The 18,133-nt window shown below is 59.7% G+C and carries 22 protein-coding genes and 1 tRNA gene; 13 read left to right on the top strand and 10 right to left on the bottom strand.

The window, feature by feature from the left end; all coding sequences use genetic code 11:
* Nucleotides 1-2 precede the first annotated feature (2 nt).
* From GTP77_RS23540 to GTP77_RS23525, 4 genes are all read left to right on the top strand, one after another.
* Nucleotides 3-521, top strand: coding sequence for a ClpXP protease specificity-enhancing factor (locus GTP77_RS23540; RefSeq protein ID WP_161074595.1), 519 nt, complete (start codon nt 3-5; stop codon nt 519-521).
* A gap of 19 nt (nt 522-540) precedes the next feature.
* Nucleotides 541-616, top strand: a tRNA-Thr gene (locus tag GTP77_RS23535).
* A 120-nt stretch (nt 617-736) separates the two neighbouring features.
* On the top strand, nt 737-1,666 hold the full coding sequence (locus GTP77_RS23530; RefSeq protein ID WP_161074594.1) for a HipA domain-containing protein: 930 nt from the start codon (nt 737-739) through the stop codon (nt 1,664-1,666).
* Nucleotides 1,663-2,487 (top strand): HIRAN domain-containing protein, encoded by an 825-nt coding sequence (locus tag GTP77_RS23525; protein WP_161074593.1) that lies wholly within the window; start codon nt 1,663-1,665, stop codon nt 2,485-2,487. Before GTP77_RS23530 ends, GTP77_RS23525 begins: the two co-directional genes overlap by 4 nt.
* Nucleotides 2,488-2,724: 237 nt before the next feature.
* Here the strand turns inward: GTP77_RS23525 and GTP77_RS23520 are convergent, their stop codons facing one another.
* Complete coding sequence (locus GTP77_RS23520; RefSeq protein WP_161074592.1) at nt 2,725-3,543, bottom strand: hypothetical protein; 819 nt, start codon at nt 3,541-3,543, stop codon at nt 2,725-2,727.
* 348 nt (nt 3,544-3,891) lie between these two features.
* Here GTP77_RS23520 and GTP77_RS23515 point away from each other — a divergent pair, with 348 nt between their 5' ends.
* The 6 genes from GTP77_RS23515 (at nt 3,892) to GTP77_RS23490 (ending at nt 7,792) form a co-directional block, all read left to right on the top strand.
* Entirely contained in the window at nt 3,892-4,290 is a 399-nt protein-coding gene (locus GTP77_RS23515; RefSeq protein ID WP_161074591.1) for a hypothetical protein, read from the top strand.
* Entirely contained in the window at nt 4,287-4,766 is a 480-nt protein-coding gene (locus GTP77_RS23510; RefSeq protein ID WP_161074590.1) for a hypothetical protein, read from the top strand. The genes GTP77_RS23515 and GTP77_RS23510 overlap by 4 nt, the downstream gene beginning before the upstream one ends.
* Nucleotides 4,763-4,990 carry a hypothetical protein gene (locus GTP77_RS23505; RefSeq protein ID WP_161074589.1) on the top strand — a complete coding sequence of 76 codons (228 nt, stop codon included), beginning with the start codon at nt 4,763-4,765 and terminating at the stop codon, nt 4,988-4,990. Before GTP77_RS23510 ends, GTP77_RS23505 begins: the two co-directional genes overlap by 4 nt.
* Nucleotides 4,987-5,304, top strand: coding sequence for a hypothetical protein (locus tag GTP77_RS23500; RefSeq protein ID WP_161074588.1), 318 nt, complete (start codon nt 4,987-4,989; stop codon nt 5,302-5,304). Before GTP77_RS23505 ends, GTP77_RS23500 begins: the two co-directional genes overlap by 4 nt.
* Nucleotides 5,301-6,452 (top strand): AAA family ATPase, encoded by a 1,152-nt coding sequence (locus GTP77_RS23495; protein WP_229202319.1) that lies wholly within the window; start codon nt 5,301-5,303, stop codon nt 6,450-6,452. The genes GTP77_RS23500 and GTP77_RS23495 overlap by 4 nt, the downstream gene beginning before the upstream one ends.
* A gap of 767 nt (nt 6,453-7,219) precedes the next feature.
* Nucleotides 7,220-7,792, top strand: a complete 573-nt coding sequence (locus GTP77_RS23490) for a recombinase family protein (RefSeq protein WP_161074587.1) — start codon at nt 7,220-7,222, stop codon at nt 7,790-7,792.
* Nucleotides 7,793-7,824: 32 nt separating this feature from the next.
* Here GTP77_RS23490 and GTP77_RS23485 read toward each other — a convergent pair whose 3' ends face one another.
* Nucleotides 7,825-8,991 (bottom strand): hypothetical protein, encoded by a 1,167-nt coding sequence (locus tag GTP77_RS23485; protein ID WP_161074586.1) that lies wholly within the window; start codon nt 8,989-8,991, stop codon nt 7,825-7,827.
* Nucleotides 8,992-10,019: 1,028 nt separating this feature from the next.
* Between GTP77_RS23485 and GTP77_RS31285 the strand changes: the two genes are divergently transcribed.
* Nucleotides 10,020-10,769 (top strand): DUF4145 domain-containing protein, encoded by a 750-nt coding sequence (locus GTP77_RS31285; protein WP_371869386.1) that lies wholly within the window; start codon nt 10,020-10,022, stop codon nt 10,767-10,769.
* Between the two features lie 6 nt (nt 10,770-10,775).
* Here the strand turns inward: GTP77_RS31285 and GTP77_RS23475 are convergent, their stop codons facing one another.
* From GTP77_RS23475 to GTP77_RS23445, 7 genes are all read right to left on the bottom strand, one after another.
* Complete coding sequence (locus GTP77_RS23475) at nt 10,776-11,132, bottom strand: DUF2280 domain-containing protein (protein WP_260048891.1); 357 nt, start codon at nt 11,130-11,132, stop codon at nt 10,776-10,778.
* Between the two features lie 145 nt (nt 11,133-11,277).
* Nucleotides 11,278-11,520, bottom strand: coding sequence for a hypothetical protein (locus GTP77_RS23470; RefSeq protein WP_161074583.1), 243 nt, complete (start codon nt 11,518-11,520; stop codon nt 11,278-11,280).
* Nucleotides 11,507-12,385, bottom strand: a complete 879-nt coding sequence (locus tag GTP77_RS23465) for a plasmid recombination protein (RefSeq protein ID WP_161074582.1) — start codon at nt 12,383-12,385, stop codon at nt 11,507-11,509. The genes GTP77_RS23470 and GTP77_RS23465 overlap by 14 nt, the downstream gene beginning before the upstream one ends.
* Nucleotides 12,382-12,783 carry a hypothetical protein gene (locus GTP77_RS23460; RefSeq protein WP_187358819.1) on the bottom strand — a complete coding sequence of 134 codons (402 nt, stop codon included), beginning with the start codon at nt 12,781-12,783 and terminating at the stop codon, nt 12,382-12,384. Before GTP77_RS23460 ends, GTP77_RS23465 begins: the two co-directional genes overlap by 4 nt.
* Nucleotides 12,783-13,004: a hypothetical protein gene (locus GTP77_RS23455; RefSeq protein ID WP_161074581.1), complete on the bottom strand. Its 222-nt coding sequence runs from the start codon at nt 13,002-13,004 to the stop codon at nt 12,783-12,785. Before GTP77_RS23455 ends, GTP77_RS23460 begins: the two co-directional genes overlap by 1 nt.
* 122 nt (nt 13,005-13,126) lie before the next feature.
* Nucleotides 13,127-13,969 carry a hypothetical protein gene (locus tag GTP77_RS23450; RefSeq protein ID WP_161074580.1) on the bottom strand — a complete coding sequence of 281 codons (843 nt, stop codon included), beginning with the start codon at nt 13,967-13,969 and terminating at the stop codon, nt 13,127-13,129.
* A gap of 113 nt (nt 13,970-14,082) precedes the next feature.
* Nucleotides 14,083-15,405 carry a tyrosine-type recombinase/integrase gene (locus GTP77_RS23445; protein WP_187358818.1) on the bottom strand — a complete coding sequence of 441 codons (1,323 nt, stop codon included), beginning with the start codon at nt 15,403-15,405 and terminating at the stop codon, nt 14,083-14,085.
* Between the two features lie 424 nt (nt 15,406-15,829).
* Here GTP77_RS23445 and GTP77_RS23440 point away from each other — a divergent pair, with 424 nt between their 5' ends.
* Together GTP77_RS23440 and GTP77_RS23435 are read left to right on the top strand one after the other, a co-directional pair.
* Nucleotides 15,830-16,231: a cupin domain-containing protein gene (locus GTP77_RS23440; protein ID WP_161074579.1), complete on the top strand. Its 402-nt coding sequence runs from the start codon at nt 15,830-15,832 to the stop codon at nt 16,229-16,231.
* A gap of 99 nt (nt 16,232-16,330) precedes the next feature.
* Nucleotides 16,331-16,876 carry a hypothetical protein gene (locus tag GTP77_RS23435; RefSeq protein WP_161074578.1) on the top strand — a complete coding sequence of 182 codons (546 nt, stop codon included), beginning with the start codon at nt 16,331-16,333 and terminating at the stop codon, nt 16,874-16,876.
* On the opposite strand, the gene GTP77_RS23430 is transcribed toward GTP77_RS23435, so the two are convergent.
* Nucleotides 16,869-18,125: a hypothetical protein gene (locus GTP77_RS23430; RefSeq protein WP_161074577.1), complete on the bottom strand. Its 1,257-nt coding sequence runs from the start codon at nt 18,123-18,125 to the stop codon at nt 16,869-16,871. The genes GTP77_RS23435 and GTP77_RS23430 overlap by 8 nt on opposite strands.
* Nucleotides 18,126-18,133 lie beyond the last annotated feature (8 nt).

The following is an 18,133-nucleotide window of genomic DNA, read 5'->3' as shown; positions in this document are numbered from 1 at the left end:
TCATGTCCGAGATTTCCACCAAGCCCTACATGCTGCGCGCCATTTACGAATGGTGCACCGACAGCGGCTACACGCCCTACCTGGCGGTAAAAGTCGACGCCACCACCACGGTGCCGATGGAATACGTCAAGAAGGGCGAGATTGTGCTCAACATCAGCTTCGGCGCCACCTCCGGGCTGAAGATGGACAATGACAGCATCCGCTTCCACGCCCGCTTCGGCGGCGTGTCGCGCGAGATCTACGTGCCGGTCAACAACGTGATGGCCATCTACGCCAACGAAAACGGCCAGGGCATGGCCTTCGAGCCGCAACTGGGCGGCTACGACGACGCGCCAGCGGCCCCGGCCGCACCGGCGCCGGCGCCGCTGGCGCCGGTCTCCAGCGTGCCCACGCTGGCCCCGGTGCCGACCCCGGCGCCGCAGGCCCGCCCGGCTGCGCTTGATGGCGAAGACGGTCCCGACGACGGCGGCGAACCGCCCAAAAAAGGCGGCGGACGCCCCACCCTCACGCGTATCAAATAGCGTATAATCCTCGCGCAACGCCGACTTAGCTCATTTGGTAGAGCAGTTGATTTGTAATCATCAGGTGGCCAGTTCGAAACCGGCAGTCGGCACCAATAGAATCAAGCACTTAGCCCAGTCCTAGCGACTGGGCTTTTTGTTGTTCGATAGTGTGTAGGCACTGTGTAGGCAATTTCGCCTCATCAAACCCTATCCATCGGCCGGGAGCCCGTGCAATGTTTCCGATAGTGATTGTCCCTGCAGATGCTGCCGAACTATCCGAGCAAATGGGCACCAAATTTAAATTCTGGTACTCAGACGAGCGGCGTCAACGAATATTGTTCAAAGAGGGCCGGCCTGGCACCGGAGAAAATTGGGCGGAGAAGCTTGCGGCAGAATTTGCCGCGCTGCTCGGCATCCCGCATGCCCACTATGACTTGGCGACTTGGAAGGACCGCTGTGGAGTCATTACGCCATCACTCGTGTCAAAGAAGGAACGTCTCATCCATGGAAATGAGCTCATCGAGGGGAAAGTGACTCGGGCATCCAACGATGAAAACCTCCGCTACTACGAGCAACGAAGCCACATCGCTACGCGCGCATTTCAATTTCTCAAAAGAAGTTCAGATGTCATTGCCGTACCGTATACATATCAGCCGATAAACGGCGTAGACTCGGCTCTAGGGGTGTTCGTTGGCTATTTGTTATTCGATGCATGGATAGCAAATCAGGACCGGCACTCACAGAACTGGGGGATTATCATGAGCGCGGAGGGCAATCTCTACCTTGCGCCATCGTATGACCACGGTTCCAGTCTCGGCAGGAATGAGAAGGATGATAAACGGCAAGCAATCCTTGCGACGAGAGACAAGGGCCAGTCAATGGAAGCTTACGTGCGCAGGGCGAGGTCAGCGTTTTACCCACCGGCACCAGTGGATGTTAAGGTCAAGGCGTACCAAACCCTAGAATTATTTGAGCAGGCTTGCAAGATGGACCCGGTTGCGGGCTTAGCCTGGCAGGGACGACTCGCGGCAATTGACGAGCAGAAGATTCGCGAAGTCATCTCAATGGTCCCGGAAGAGCATATGTCAGCAGTAGCGAGAGAGTTTACGGCTAAATTGCTATTGGCCAATATTGATAGATTACTTAGTTTGAAAATCCAATGATGAATACATTGTTCGTCGCCTGGCAACAACCGGACTCTAAAGAATGGATTCCGGTGGCAAAACTTAAAAATGCAAACGGGATTTACTGCTTCTCCTACACCCAAGGGGTTTATCGAGCTAAGCAGTTTCGCCCATTTAGCGGTATGTCTCAGCTAGACTCCGTTTACAAATCGCCGCAGCTGTTCCCTCTTTTTGCTAATAGGCTGATTAGCAAGTCTCGCCCTGAGTTCAAGGATTATTTGCGCTGGTTGGGACTGCCGGACGCCGCCGACAATCCCATGGCAATGCTTGCGCTCACTGGTGGCATCAGGGGGACTGACTCTATCGAACTTTTCCAGCCGCCAGCAGTGACGGTTGACGGACAGTACCAGCTTGAATTCTTTGTACGTAGCTTGTCGCATATGCCGAAAGCTATTATTGAGCAGATTGGGGAGATGGAAAAGGGCGAGCGACTTTATCTTATGAACGACAGTCAAAACGATTTCGACCGTTTAGCCATCGCTGTGCGCTCAAATAAACCAGCATCTCTGCTAGGGTATTGCCCAAAATACTATGCGAAAGACCTTGGTGTGTTACTCGCAAATCGCGACTGCGGCTTAGAAGTGCGGGTTAAATGCATTAATTTGGATGCGCCGTTGAATATGCGATTACTTTGTTCGGTGAAAGCAAGTGTCCCCCCTCACTTTGCCCCTCTAGAAACAGAGCAAGATTTTCAATCGGTTACCGGGAAGGAGTCTGTTGATTGGCATGAGCCAAATAACAGTCTTGAAAACAACTTCCCTCGATTTGATCATCAGGCTTTAAACGTTAACCACGTTTAATATATTGGCGCGCGATACCGCGTACATACGGGCTAGTGCGCTGACGCTCTCGCCGGCGGCGTACTTGGCGTCTAAATTGGGGCGCAGCTCGACGCTCCCAATCTATTGCTGGCACACTGAGCCAATGTGATTCGACCGAAAGCGCTGCGCTTCGCTGGTAAGGCGGTTGGAGTGCGACAGCAGGCAAATGCATGAATCATGTTTGCGTTTTGCCCATCCTTAACGACTAGCGCAAAATTATTTGCTGAGTATCGATTTGAAGACCGATTGAAGGAAATAGTCACCTGAAATTGATGCCAATATTCCTAATGCAGTGCCACCCCAAAAATCCATGACTTTGACGGTCAGTGGAAACTTTGCCTCTGTTATGCGGGATATCAGGAGACTCGCAATCCCTGCGGTTAGTACATAGGATGGCAAGGTCCAGAGTAAGCTAGGCACGGCGGCGTTATTTGCGAGCGCGTAGCAAAGCTTAAACAGAAAAGCCAATACTCCGCCGACCCCGGCGGATGCAAGTATAACAGCAGATTTCGTCACCACTTCTAGCTTGCTGCTCGTAGTCTTACTGATGCTTTTATTAACTTCCTCGGCCTGCCTTTTTCTCAATTCTTTTATGTCAGGACCGCCAGGTTGTGGATTGTGGGCTGCTGTAAGTGCTTCAAAATCAGGCTGAACGTCCCAAAAATGGACACTGCAATAAATTTCGTATGTGCCGGGCTGTGAGAAAATATTCCAGCTCAAGTAATTGAAGAATGAGGGGCGAGGTTGCCTCGCGTTCAGTCTCCAAGTACAAAAATACTCACACTTAGGATGAATGCACACGGTTCCTGTTTCAGTAATTATGGTCGGAAAAGATGACCACCGTCCGTTAGAGGAATGCTCGGTCGGATGAGTTATCTCCGCTGGCATGGTAAAGATAGTCGTGGGAGATGCAATCCACAGTGGCTTATCCGTGTCGTTCTCTATCCTCAAAATTAATTCCCATGGCTCCCCCAGTTCATGCGAGGGCCTTGACGATGTCAGTTTGAGGCTTATATCTCTAGGGTTGACGTTCATTTAGCGCCTTTATAGAAGTGTTGCCAATTATGAACATTTTCTCTCACTAATGCTACAATTTGCGGGATGAAAAAAGCCTTGACGCCCTGTCGGTCGTCGCCCTATCCTAAGTATGTCCCGACAAAGAGGGGCACGGGTTTGGCGACTCGGGAAGCGTATGGCGGACAACCGCCCCCAGGCGGTATTTTTTCGTCCGTTGCACCATTGCGTCCTCTATGAGCGGCAGTGGTGGGGATACCTTCGGGTATGCCGGTTTCCGTATGCACCGGTTCGCCAACCCCACCATTTGCTGCTCACCCCGTTTGGCGACGAGGTGTGCAGTTTATCAACTGCATATTGGAGTCCACCATGGCTAATTCTGCCCGCACGTCCAGCGCAAGCACCGCGCCAACATCATCCCCAGCAGCACGCCCGCACCAGCTCGCCACCAGCGTCATGCCGCTGGCCACCGCTGCCCCCATCGACCCGCCCGGCATCACCGAAGCCCAGCTCATGCGCGAGGAAGTCGAAGCGCTCTGTTCGCACATGCTCTGGCTGCGTTCCTGGTGGCAGACCCACTGCGATGGCATCCGAGCCGCTGACCGCAAGGCCGCCAGCAGCGTGCATGACCATTTCATTGACGGCGCCATGTTCGCGCGCGGCGTGGCGCGCATGGCCGGCTTCGACATGCAGGAAGACCACATCAAGGATTACTCTTGGGGTCGGAGCACCCAAACCATGCGCGTTGTCCTGGGAGGTGCCAAATGAGCGCCCGGGCCACCACCGGCGCCGCTCCGGCCGCCACGTCCCAGTTGCTGACCGAGCTGCAGCACGCAGACGCCATCATCAAGTCCATGCTCAACGCCATGACCACCGAGCAGAAAACGAAGGTGCACGCCCAACTGGACGCGGCCGGCGTGTCCGGCGAAGGCATGACCAGAGCGAACGAGCGAGGCGCTACCATCACGGCCGCCCTCGCGGTGCATGCCGAAACGAGCGCGGAGCCGGGCGCGGTCGACGTCAAGGGGATGTGCGCCCAGGCTGAGATTATCGAAATGCAGGCCGCCCATATCCGCATCCTGCTGCTTGCTCTTTGCGAGCGCCTGGACGGCATGCAGGGTTTGCCGCAGGCCGCCGTTCAGGCCGTGAATGCGGCCAGCTGCTTCGCCACCTGCGCGCTGCGCAACGCATCGCTGATTGAGGACGAGGCAGTCGGCATCTATCTCGAAGGTGGTGCAGCATGAAGACGCCAGCCAAGGAAGGGGCTCTCGCGCTCGCGCTGGTGCCCGACACGCTGACCAATGAAGAAAGGCGCATGGTCGCGCGCTACCGCGCCACGGCGCCGGAATGGCGCGCCGACATCGTGGAATACGCAAACATGGTGGCCAGGATGTTCCCGTTGTCGAAGCTGGCCGCCGCGCCCGGCATTCGCCTGGTGGGAGCGGGCGACAAAGGAGACGCGCCATGACGACTCTTGCTGAACTGGCCCGCATCCGCGCAGTGCATGGCCTGGCGCCGGTGGGCGGCGTGCTGTGGCTTGGCATCGGGATGCTGCCGCCCAAGCGCAATGCCATCGAAATCGACCCGGCCAACTTGCCTACGGTGCTGGAGTGCCGCGCCGTCGCCGGCCTGGACGTCGTGCTTCTGTTCCCGGGCACTTCGACCAGGTACGGCGTACTGCGCACGCTGTCAGACCGGCTGTATCAGGCCCGGCCGCGCCGGCTGCTGCTGGTGGACAGCGACCATAGCCGCACGGCCTTCCTGAAACTGGCGGAATCATGATGGCCGACGACCACACCGATGGCCACATGGCCGGCTTCACGCTGAGCAAGGAAGACGACGCCGCGCGCGCCGCCCGAATCGAGTTGGAGAGCAAGGGCGAAACGGGGCGCCCCTTCAACCGCGCCATGCAGCACGGCGAACGAGTGGTGAAAATCCGTTGCGGCGCCGACATCAAGCCGCTGCCCATCACCTGGCTGTGGCCGGGCTGGGTGCCGGCCGGCAAGCTGACCATTCTGGCTGGCGCGGCGGGTACCGGCAAGACCACCCTAGCGCTGGCCCTGGCTGCGGTGCTGACCGCCGGCGGCCGCTGGCCGGACGGCACGCTGTGCAATGGCAAAGGCAATGTGCTGATTTGGTCGAGTGAGGATGTGGCGGACGATACCCTTGTGCCGCGCCTGATTGCCTCCGGCGCCGACCTGGCGCGCTGCCACTTCATCGAGGGCATCGCCCAGGACGGCGAAAGCGTGCCGTTCGACCCGTCGCAGGATATCCCCGACCTGCGGCGCGCGGCGGAAGCCATCGGCGGCGTGAGCCTGCTGCTGATAGACCCCATCGTGTCGGCTGTGGCCGGCGACATGCACCGGGCTAACGACGTGCGCCGCAGCCTGCAGGCGGTGGTGGACTTTGCCGACGCCCACGGCTGCGCGGTTATCGGCATCACGCACTTTGCCAAGGGCGGCGCCGGCAAGGCACCGCAGGATAGGGTTATCGGCTCCCAGGCATTCGGCGCGCTGGCGCGCATGGTGCTGGTGACGGCGAAGGAGGAAGGCAGCAACCGCCGCGTGATGGCCAGGGCGAAGTCGAACATTGCGCCGGATGATGGCGGCGTGGCCTATTCGCTGGAGCTGGTGGCCATCGCCGGCGGCATCGAGGCGACGCACGCGGTATGGGAAGGCGTCATTGATGGCACGGCCCGGGAAATCCTGGGCGACGTGGAGCACGACGACACTGGCGATGGAGGCGAGAAGCTGGACGCCGAGCAGTTCCTGCGCGGCTTGCTGGCGGGTGGCCCGCTGCCCACCCGCCAAATCAAGGTAGATGCGGACGGTGCTGGTTATTCCTGGGCGACGGTGCGGCGGGCGCAAAAGTCGCTGGGCATTTTGGCAGTCAAGGGCGGCATGAAAGAGGGCTGGACCTGGCAGCTATGAGCCACCGATTGCCGAAGATGCTCAAAAACCGCCGAAGGTGCTCATTAAATTATGTGAGCGCCTTCGAGGAAAGTGAGCGCCTTCGGCGAACTCAAATCGGGGCGCCAAACTCAACCGCAGAACGAGCCTCTGGAATAACTATATCCCGAACAATCGATATGAGCACATCGATGCTACCCGACGTAATCAAGAACTGTGCGGCAGAATATTGACTGGATGATATCGGTCGCTCTGGTTCTGCATAGTGTGCAGCGCCTCTGCCGCGCGCCGTCAACAAAGCGGGCCGCTCGTTCCAAAATCTGGAGGGAAGGGACAATACACTAGGTAAGGGACTGCCTCTCATCGCGGCGACTCCTACCTCATGGCCGTCAAGACGGAAAAAATAGAGCAAGGTTCGACTATTACTTGGCCCCTTATACTTTAATCCTGCATCCAGCAGCGATTCGTGAAGGCGCCTGATGCCCCCAGAAGAATCTCCAAGGCAAAGGTCGTTTAGTAAATCTTCCTTAGCTCCCATCGTTTCTCTCCTTTAAGCGATATGTTTCGAAGGGGCAAAATTCCGCTCGGCCATCTGCTGGCCTACTGCCTCATATACGTTAATTGCCATATTGAAATTTTATCACTAATAGCTGCATGTTAGAAAACGAACGATTTCCAACATCTACAAACATCAACACAAATCAATGTTGGAAATATAGGGCTTGCTATTTCTAACATGTGGATATATTCTAACAGTGTTTTCTAACACCCTTGGACAGGAAATCATCATGGCAACCTTCGCATACGGCCGGGTCAGCACCAAAGAGCAAACCGCAGACAACCAGAAGATGGAAATCGAAGCGGCCGGCCACCAGGTCGATTACTGGTATGCGGATACCATCAGCGGAAAGACCAGCGCGAGCGAGCGCCCGGAGTTCGCCGCGCTGCTGGCGCAGATACGGAACGGTGAAACGCTGGTGGTGGCGAAGTTGGACCGCCTGGGCCGCGATGCGCAGGATGTCGGCGCCACCGTCAAGCTGCTGGCCGCCCGCAAGATTGCCGTCATCGTGCTGCAGCTGGGCAAGCTGGACCTGACGTCACCGGCGGGCAAGATGATGATGACCATGCTGGCGGCCGTGGCTGAGATGGAGCGGGATTTGCTGGTTGAGCGCACGCAAGCCGGCTTGGCGCGTGCGAAGAGCGAGGGCAAGACGCTCGGCCGTCCGTCGAAGACCACCGCCGAGCAACGCGCCGACATCATCACCAAGTACGGCGCCGGCGAAAGCGTCAGCGCATTGGCGCGGCTATACTCAGTATCTCGCGCCAACATCCTGGGGGTGGTGAAGCCTGCCAGCATTTAGCCACATCAAGCTGTAGAAAAGAGTTGAGCCTGTTACTCCTGAACAAATACTGCACGATGTTGAACCAAATTCATCCCGGCCCAAGTTGGCAAGAACAACTGCTCTAACTCCGAGCGTGCGTCTTGTGGGTTGGGTAAGTTTGGGAATGGCCATCGTGTTGCAGCTTCCGCGCAGAGGACCGATAGTTTCCCTCTAGGCGATACCTCCAGCGCGAAGATGGGATTTGGCACGCCGGCACTTTGTAAGGTCTTTACCGGCTCATTAGCAGGATTGGTAAAAAAATCTTCAATCTGGCTTGCCAATGCATTTACACGTATGCTTATCCGCGATACTTGGCCTGATGTGGCCGCTGTCGTAACCCCAAACCCGAACGGCATGTACACTGTCCCATCAACTTCCAAAAATTGAACAACCCCCGCTGCTCTTAACTGCTTCACTGACTGCGCGTCAGTAGGTGGTTTGCGGGCTAAGCCCGCTATGCCTTTAAACGCGAAGTTGCGGGCGAACTCGGGCCAGTTTCGAACCACCGTCTCCACTAAATCGATAGCTTGGAAAATTCCAGGCTCGTTGTGAGAACGCACGTCGATTAAGGCCAAATGCTCTGGAAAGGTGACAAAAAACAATAGCCAATCGGACCTTGCAGAAAATTCATTGCCATTAGAGGTAGGTTTCTCGGTCAGGTGCACGTGATGAATTTTCCAATCTGCCCAGAGGCCGTCTGTACGAAGTTGGCGCTTCCTGCCACTTGAATCGTTACGTTTGATGCTTGTTGTCTGGTACGGATTGAGGTCCGCTCCCGTTTCACTCTGGCGAATAAAATTTTCCAAGGCAGGCAGAACCGCTGCCGGTAGGCGTGAGTCGAAACCGACTGACCGCACTACATCGCGAGGGCGAGGGTCAATGTATCGTAAGCGATAGTCTAGCCAGCGGGTCAGCGGGTCTGTGATTTGGGGGTCTTCTTCCCGAAATGTTAAAGCGTGAGCCTCAATTAATTCTTTGGCAATTTTATCAATGTCTGCGTGGAATGTTTGCGTCATAGAGGCTCCTGTGGTGCCCCAGGATATAAGGATGAATTTACGAATAGCAATGCCGAGGACACTAAGCGCTGCATTTAAATCCCCCCACCATCCCGGCGCATCCATCACACACAGTCCAAGCACTGCCAAGGCAGTGCCCAGCACGGTGCCAGCACCGGGCATGCACGGTGCCAGCAGCGTGCGGACAGCTTGCCCTAAATTTTTAGGAGAAGCATGTTCCTCCTGGGGGGCCGCGCAGACCGTGCACTATCCCAACAGGTACCCAGAGCGAACCCGACCGGAACCGGATGTGTTCCGCCTGCAGGGTGGCGGTGTTGCGCGGCCGGCGCTGGCGTTCCATGGCGTTACCTGGCCGGCATGCGCGCGCACTGCGCCCGCATTGCCGCCGCAGTGCGTTCACTTGCGTTCGGATGTGTTCGCGCTCATCCGGGAAGGCTTGGCGAAGGGTATCGAAAGGGTTCAGTATGGGTTGCGCCTGGCGCCCGGCGGGTGTTGATGCCGGAAATTTTTCCGCCATCGGCTCCCTCGAGAGTCCTCGCGAAACCTCGCGAGCATTCGGCGCCTGGTCGGCCAGCGCCAGCAGCATGCCGCGCTCACGCGTGCGGCACGCGTGGGTGACGCGTCAGGGTAGTCCTGATTAGGGACAGGGTGTCCCGATTCGGGACGGGTGTCCTCAGGTTGAGGCGACCGGGGCGGCGGTGTCGCTACCGTCACTCCAATCCAGGGGGCGCTTGCGGCAATAGATGGTCACGGGCTGGTTGCCGGCGCAAAAATAGCGCGCGCCTGCCACATCGTCGCCGGTCGCTGTGCGAGCAGCTCGAGCGCGGACAAGCGCATCGGCGTCCGACACCAGCGGGGAGTCGCTAAAAAATTGGTCGTTGAAGTCTCGCACGGCTGCTCCGGGCGGCCGACAGCGCGGCCGTGAGCCGCCAGAATACCATTGTTCGCAGCGCGCACATGCGCACCAATCTGCGCACCTATCCGCGAGAATCGTTCAGATATGGCGCTGGTTTTATCGCATAAATCTGGTGTTTCACCCTAGGAGCGGCGCATTTGTGGGGTATTCCGAAACTTGGCGTGATGGTGCGCACCTATCCGCTTACTCTGAACAGTCCATGGTATTTACTTGAAGCAAAATTGATTACGATGGATACTCTATGAATCATTGACAACATCACATCGGATTGCAAATGTTTGGGTTTAATTTCCGCAAGAAAACGAAGGGGGAGCGTGGCGAGCCAATGCCCGTTGAACATAGCGGCGCCCCAGACTCTACAAACCCATCGGGGCTATGCCCCAGGTGCCAGAAGCAATCCAGCTTCGAGTCAATAGGGAACATTCCTCTCACTTTCGGCGAAGGGTATATGGTGCATCCTGGCGGTGTCCGGGAGCCAGTATTTCATGAGCGCGCGACAGTTCTCGTTTGTCGTCACTGTGAGCAGGGTATTGCGGTACTTGAGGAGCAACTAACAGGCGGACACACAAAAGGGAGCGGCGAGCGGCTGGTTGGGGAAGTTTCTTGGCGCGGCTTTCACTGGTGGCCCCTTGCAGGTTCCTCAGCGCATCAAGCAGTCCCGTCGGAAATTGCCAGTGCGCTAAATGAAGCAGTCTTATGCCTTTCTGCGAATTGCCCCCGCGCTGCGGCAGTAATGGCCCGACGGACGCTTGAAGCAATCGCGACCGATAAAGGAGGAGGAAAATCCAAAGACCCGCTTGCAAAGCAGCTAGCCAACATGGCTGCAAGTGGGCTACTCCAACCGGCACTGGCAGATTGGGCGAAAGAGGTGCGTGCTGTTGGAAATAGCGGTGCGCACTTCGACCCAATCGATACAGTATCCAATGCAGACGCCTCCCAGCTTATAGAATTTCTTCAAGCGCTGATTGACTATTTGTACGTCTTGCCATATGACCTAGCCCAGCGCCGGGCCGCACGTCCGTAAGCGAAGCTAACTCGCCATCTCGCGCGCCGCCTGTTCCAGCACCTGCATGGCTAGCTGTAGGTTCCCCATTTCCTCAGCCTGTCCGGCTACGCTGTCCAGTACGCGCAGCCGGTAGGAGCGGCAGGCAATGGGGATGTTGTCCAACTTTGCCAAGAGGCGCGCGCGGGTGTCGTAGAAGAGCGTCCGCCACTTGGCGCCCAGCCTGGCGCCGGCGGCGCGCTCCGGGTGGTACGCCTCGATGCGCTGGCGGCTCAGCTGTACGCCGAATTTCTCCTTTACGGTGGCGGCGACCTGGGCGGGCGAGTCGAAGCAGGCCAGCTCTATGACAATGTGCATGATTACTGCTGTTGGAAGGGCTGCCATCGGTTCGTTTTCGTCAAGGTGGGTCAAACAAGATGCGCGGCAGGGCCACGAATCGCGCCGTGGTGACGCGAACGCGGCTCGCCTGCGGGGCTGGGCTGGATGGCGGGCCACAACTGCGCAGCGGCCCGATTGTGCCGCTGCGTGGTCAGCCGCGACTGCCACCGGCGCGCGCGGCGTTCAGCGCGGCAACCAGTCGGGCCTGGCGCGCGGTGTCGCTTTCGGCTGGCTGTGCCGGTTGCTTCGCTGGTGCCGGCTGTGCTTGAGCTGCCGCAGCCTCGCGGGCCAGGCGCGCGGCCTTGTCCAGCAAGTACTGGTGCTGGTCGATTTCGCCTTGGCGCTTCGCTGCAGTGGCGGGCCGGGCGGCGGTCATACGTTCAGTGGGGTTCATGGTGAAGCCTTTCTTTGCAAATGGGAACGGTAAGCGGGCCGCCGCGTCGGCGGTCGCCGCATGGTGCTGCGTCGGGGTCAGTCCACAACAAGGCCGCCGCCCTGCATGTGGATAGCGCGTTCGCGCGGCCCCATTGCGTCGAACTGTGGGCGGCTGATGGTGCCAGTGCCTCCGCTTGGCTGCCGAGTGCGGCGACAAGCGCATCACGCATGGCGCGCTCGCTGAGGCGTTCAGGGTGTGCGCGCAGCGCGTCCAGCACCATGCGCCCCGCCGCGTCCCTGTTGGGCTTGCTGAGGCGCTTAGCGCGCGGCTGGTGGGTTATGCCGAAGCGCAGAGCCACCTGCAGCTGGAAATCGGCCAGCATGGCGCGAATCTTGGCCGGGCCGCCGGCGAGCGCGCCGCCCTGCATGCGGCCAGCGACCAGCGGCAATAGTAGGATGTGGCAATGCGGCGCGGCTTCGTCCAGATGGACGGCGGCGCTTAGGATAGGGACGTTGAAATACCCATCCGCCCAAGCGACGGCGGCGACGAAGTATTCGCGGTGGTCGATGGCGGTGTTGGCCGGCAGGCTCACGACCAGTTCCAGCGCCATGCACGCATCGCGGCGCAGCGTAGTTACACCGGCATTATCCAGCAGCGCCAGCGCCAGGCCGGCCACCTCGTCGGCGGTTACCGGGCCGCGCAGCTGGTAGTTCAAGCGCGTGCGGGCGGGATTGATGCCGCTGGCGGCGCTGGCGCCCAGCTCTGCCTGAATCTCGCGCAGGTTGTGCATGGCCGCCACCCGGATGATGTTTTTGGGGGACGTGACGCCGCGCACGCTGCGCGTGTTCAAGCTCTTGAGTCGCAGGTACAGCGAATCGGTCATTCGCCCGCTTTCCGGTCGCGTAGTCGCAACCAGGCGCTGATGGCGCGGCGGCCGGTTTCGGTCAGGTGGTAGACGCCGCGCCTGATGCGCTCTCCGTCGCGGTCGCGGTCTGGAATCATCGTGCACGGCAAGCCGGCGTGTCCTAAGCCCAGGTCACGCAGGTGGAGAATCAAGTCTGGGCCGTTGCTGCAACCGGCAACGCTGTCCAGGTGTTCGCGCGGTACCGGGCGCAGCATCAGCGCGTGCAGCGCGCGCAAATAGCGCGGATTGTCGGTGCCTGCAAAACGTACAGGTGTGGTAGAGTTCGCAGCTGGAATTGCTGTTTCGAAGAGGTCCGGTTCTGCTTGGCGGCGGCCGGACTTTTTCTTTGAGCGGTTGCCCCGTGGTGGGCGGTCCATTACGCAGCTCCGCTCAGTGCCTGGGCCACCTCAGCGACAGGCCACAGCAGCAGCTTGCCGCGCTTGATGGGGCGCACACCGTAGCATTCACCTCTGATACAGTGATTTTTCAATGCAGTCTGCGTTGCGCAGCACATGGCGCGGGCAAACTCGGATGTGGTGATGTGGTCGCGGCCTTGCGCGACGGTGGCCAATGCTGGCGGGATGGAAATTGCGGACATTCGATGCGCTCCTATTCAGCCCGTTTTCACGGTATGAGTGCATGATTTCCCGCATGTTGATTTTCTCCGATATGGGCGGGCGCTACCGGGCGTAGCAGGCCGTTATCGGGCGCTATCGGGCGCTATCCGTCGTCGCCTTCTTTCGCCATTCGCTTGCGCAGTGCATCCTTTGACAGGTACCCAATCCCTTTTTCTTTCGAATACGCCAAGCCTTTTTCGCCATCCACTTCGCCAGTAAATGGCGAGATGGATTGAAGCGCCATTTCTTTCAATGCTGTCCACACAGCGTGATGGTCATTTGTTCCGGCGACAACCTTTGCTCTTAGGATTTCAGCATCGAGCAAACGCACGCGGTTCCTCGTTCTATGTACGATGGATTGCTCAGGAGCCTTATCCGAAGGGCGTACCTCATCGCTGCTTAATGGTAAGAAGCCCGATTCGATGTCCTTGATGGGGGGCTCGACAGCATTGGGGAATGGGGTCTTGCCGTGCAACCGTCTAAAGCGATTCTCGTCATCCAGCGAAAAGCCATCTGGCCCACTGAAGTGCAGGCTTGTGCGCACAACTGCATCACGCAGTTCATCAGCCAGCATCAAGCCTGAACGCTCCAACAACAATACTGCATCACCAGGGTGAATAAAGTCAGGCGCGGCTTCCGATTTCATAGCCATCGCGATGCGCCGGCGTAACGCTGCGTCCCCGGACGCCTGATTCGGCACTGCGGCGACTGCTTCCAGCATTTCATCGATACCCCATGCCCGTAGTGCAGCCAGCTCTACGTAGTGAAGGGACTGCGCGGCTTCCTCAGGGCGGATGCCGTACATTTGATACAGGCCGTCATGGTCGTGGGCAAGCATGTCGCGGACGAACAGGGCACTGCCATGTAACATATCTTTTGCTCGGCGCGGAACGCACCAAGCTGGAAATGGCTCAGGGAGAGCCGCCTCCTCATCGTCGTCATTCATTGGCACCCCTTCAGGTGTCGCCTTCATGGAGTGGGTGCTGCAACCAGGTCGGTGAAGGAGCCGACTTTTCCCCCGCTAAAGGTAGGCTGCAGCGTAAATCGTGCCTGATGCGGTCAGGCGGCCGTTACCACGCGCAATCCTGCTGGCGCTGGTTGGAACTGGATGCCGGCCTGCTCTAGCATCCAGTCCTCAATTTTAACGTGCCACTTCCGCAGAAGGTCCAGCGGCCGGCGAATGTAGTTCTGTTCGCGCACGCCCTGCGGAGCGTGGCCTTGAATCTGCGCCGCGATGCCCGCCGGCGTCTCCACCCATTCGCTCAACGTCGCGAAGCTGCGGCGCAGGCCGTGCAAGGTGAGGTGCGGCAGGCCTGCTGCGGCCACCGCCTCGTTATGGGCAATACGCGGCTCGGCCAGCCTACCCGATTCGGCGCTCGGGCTGCTGAAAACCCACTCATTCCGGCGCGGCAGCGCAGCCAGCAGGTGCGCAACATACGGTGTGAGCGGCACCATACGGAAATCTTCCACCTTGTCGCCCAGCTTCATGCTGCCCCACTGAAAATCCACATCGGCCCAGCGCAGCCCGGCCACCTCTTCGCGGCGGGCGCCAATCATCAGGAGGGTCTGCAGGTAGGCAGCGATGACCGGATTGCCTATCTTGCGGACTTCACCGAACCAGGCTGCCAGCTGCTCGCGCTGCAGCAGGTCATGCTTCACTTTCGGCTTGCCGAGTAGTTCGCGCGCCTTGGCGCTCTTGGCGGCGTTTCTGGTAACGATGGCCGAATATTGCGGATGGGCGGTGCACCAGTTCAGGAACGCTTTCAGCAAGCGCATCGCCAGTCGCGCGCTCGATGGGCGGGTCTGCGCTTCCAGTTTCGCCCACGCCTCGATGCGCGCGTCCGTCAGGTCCACCAGACGCTCGCCGGCCAGTGTGGAAAGCGGCCCTGGCTTGGTCGGCTTCGGGCTACGCTTACGCGCTTCCCCGCCAGCCTGAATTATCTTTCGATGTGCCGATATCTGGTGCTCGCCCCAGTGCGGCGTGCGCTCCGCGACATAGATAGGCCACGCGGCACCGACAGTGACGGAGTCCCGCAGCACCGCCGCCGCAGTCTCGACTTTTACCGCCTCCTGGGCTGCATGCTGCTCGGCACGCACTTGACGCGGGTCGATGCCTTGGTCGGTCTGCGCTTTGTGGCGAGTAGCCTCGGCTTGTGCCTTCGCCACCGTCCAGGTCCGGACGTCGCCGATTGTGATGCGGATGGTTTTGCCCTGCAGTCGGGTTTCGAAGATGTACGAGCGCGCGCCGGCGCCGGTGACGCGCAGCCCAAGGCCAGGCGTCTTCGCATCCCACATAATGCTCTGCTGCTTGCCTGACTCGCACTGAAACGATGCGACCCGGTCGGCTGTGAAATTGACCTTCGCCACCTGCTGCTCTCCCATGTAGGCACTGTGTAGGCAGATTCTAGCAAATTAAGGGAAACCATCGGCAAGTTTTGCGGCAAGAAAATGGGCGAAAGTGCCGATTCGCCCTATGAGGGAGGCGTTTTTAGACAGGTATGGGAAATCATGGGAAACCTGATTCCCAGCGATTTATAATCATCAGGTGGCCAGTTCGAAACCGGCAGTCGGCACCAGATACGAAAAAGCCCAGCCTATATGGCTGGGCTTTTTGCATTCCGGACCTTGCTCAAACAAGCAGCCTTGATCGCATTTCGTCCCGCAGTGTATCGCCGTGTGTCGGCCACGGCCATTGATACACTGCGACTTCTCCGGCCTCTTTTCGCGACACAAGGCCGATACACGGCAGCGGTCTAATGCGGCATGGCATCGATTCCGATCCAGTCAACCGCAAAAGGACAGTCAAATGAAAACCTTACCAACCATGATGGCCGCAGCAATGATCGCCGGCAGCGCGCTGCTGGCGCTGCCGGCGCAGGCGCAGATGCAGGGCTTGAAACGCAGCGATATCCTGAAAAGCGACCTGAGCGTTCCCGGCCGCGAAGTGCTGCAGGTGCGCGTGGACTTCGCCGAGGGCGCGCGCTCGCCCCGCCATGCGCATCCGGGCGAGGAAATCGCGTTTGTGCTGGAAGGCACGCTGGAATACGAGATCGAAGGCCGCCCGAACGTCACGCTGAAGGCCGGCGACGCGGTCTTCATCCCGGCCGGCGCCATGCATGTGGCCACCAATGTCGGCAAGGGCAACGCCGGCGAACTGGCCACCTACCTGGTGGCGAAAGACCAGCCGCTGGTGAAGATAGACAAATAAGCGACGCCGCAGGCCGGCGGTGCCCGGCCATTCTTGACTTCCTGTAGGAAAAATGTCATTTTCACATGATAAAAATGACAGTTTCTTCCAGGGATTAACATGGGCCGTATCGCCGCTGAATTTGCCAAGCCTGCCAGCTGGCAGGACTTCGACTGCCTGAGCCGCAGCCTGATGTCGGCCGTGCATGGCGTGCAGTTTGAACGCTGGGGGCCGCCGGACCACCGCGAGCATGGCGCCGACGCCTGGGCCAAGCTGCCGAACGGCAAGGTGATGTTGCTGCAGTGCAAAGGCCGCAGCCGCAGCTTCGGCAAGTCGCTCAGCATTGCCAATCTGGACGCGGCGGTGCGCGAGATCGACAGCTATCCCCACGCGGTCGAGGAACTCATCATCCTGACCACCACGCAAGACAATGTCGCCCTGCAGGACCGCGCCGAGGAACTCAGCGAGCAGCGCGCGGCGGCCGGGCTGTCGCGCGTGTCGCTGTATGGCTGGCACAGCATCGCCAGCCTGATGGTCAAGCACGAGGCGGCGCTGCAGGATTATTTCCGCCCGCGGCGCCGCTTCTGGCAGGGCCTGCGCTGGGCAGGCGTGCTGTTTGCACTGCTGCTGGCGGCCGGCGTGGTCCTGCTGCCGCGCCTCAGGTGAGCCTGATCACCTGCGGCTTGGTATTGCTGCTGCCGCACACCACGAAGGCCTGCAAGCTGGGCACCCAGCGGAATTTGGACCAGTAGCCGTTGGCCGCCGTCTGTATCGTCGCCTGGCCCTTGCTGTCGGAAGGCCAGTGCTGGAGCGCAACCTTGCTCCACGTCCAAGGATTGGTGGCCGGATTGGTGGCGGGCGGACTGAGCTTGACCACGCTGGGCGGCTGCTCGGACTGGTCCAGTCCGACGATGCAGCCCAGCTCCTCCACCCATTGCAGGCCCATGACGTCCATGCGGTGGAAGTTGGGCACCGCGCTGCCGTCGTAGCCGAAAGTGAGCGAGGGCACGCTGCCGCTGGTGCTGGTGCGCGTGACCGCGCCGGTGGCCAGGTTGCGCACATACAGGGTGCGGTAGTTCAGGTCGGCGTAGGTGCCGCTGGCATAGCCGCCGTCGATGGCGATCAGCAGCTGCAGCGACGGGCACAGCACCATGGCGCCGTTGCCCAGGTTGCCGCCCAGCGCGGGATACTGCGTGATCGCGCCGGCCTTGTCGACAAACAGGGTGTAGCTGACCGGGCCGTTGACGGCCACCCACCAGCCCTTGCGCTGCTCGTCCATCACGGTGATCGGGTAATTGCCGCCTTGCGCCGTGGGCGAAAACCGTATCATGCCCGGGTCGGCGTTTTGGGCCTGCCGCGTGGCCATGGTGGTGTAGCCCCGGCTGGGGCGCGACACATCCAGCAGATTAATGCGGTTGGCGTAGCTCGATCCGGCCCAGAAAAAGGACACCAGCGTGCCTTGCGCCGCGCCGCCCCAGGCGGCAGGCAGTTCCTGCAGCCCCAGGTAGCTGTGCGGGCAATACGGCGTGCCGTCCGGCGCGTAGCCTGCCACGAAAGAATCTGAGCGGTTGCTCTGCAGCGGCACGTTGGCGGTGCGCCAGCTCAGGCTGGAAAAATCGCAGATCAGGGAGAACTGGTAGTTGGGCAGGCCGCCGGCGGACTCGTGGCCGCCCGAGTAGAACACCTGCGCGCCCAGTTCGCTATAGTCGCGCAGGACGGCGCTGCCGCCCCATAGCGCGAAGGGATTGTTCATCAGGTAGTTGTCGGCCACGTAGATGGACGGCACCACGTCGTTCGGCGTGTTGCGCATGGGGACGTCGGCGAAATAGCCGGCCGGCGGCATCCAGGCCGGGCGCGCCGCCTGGACCGCCGCCCGCACTGTGATGGTAAACGGGTTGGAAGAAGCTTGTGACATGGTGGTTC

Source organism: Pseudoduganella aquatica (assembly GCF_009857595.1).
GTDB classification, from domain to species: domain Bacteria; phylum Pseudomonadota; class Gammaproteobacteria; order Burkholderiales; family Burkholderiaceae_D; genus Rugamonas; species Rugamonas aquatica_A.
The sequence above is the reverse complement of the archived record's forward strand: the minus strand, read 5'-3'. Positions and strand labels throughout refer to the sequence as shown.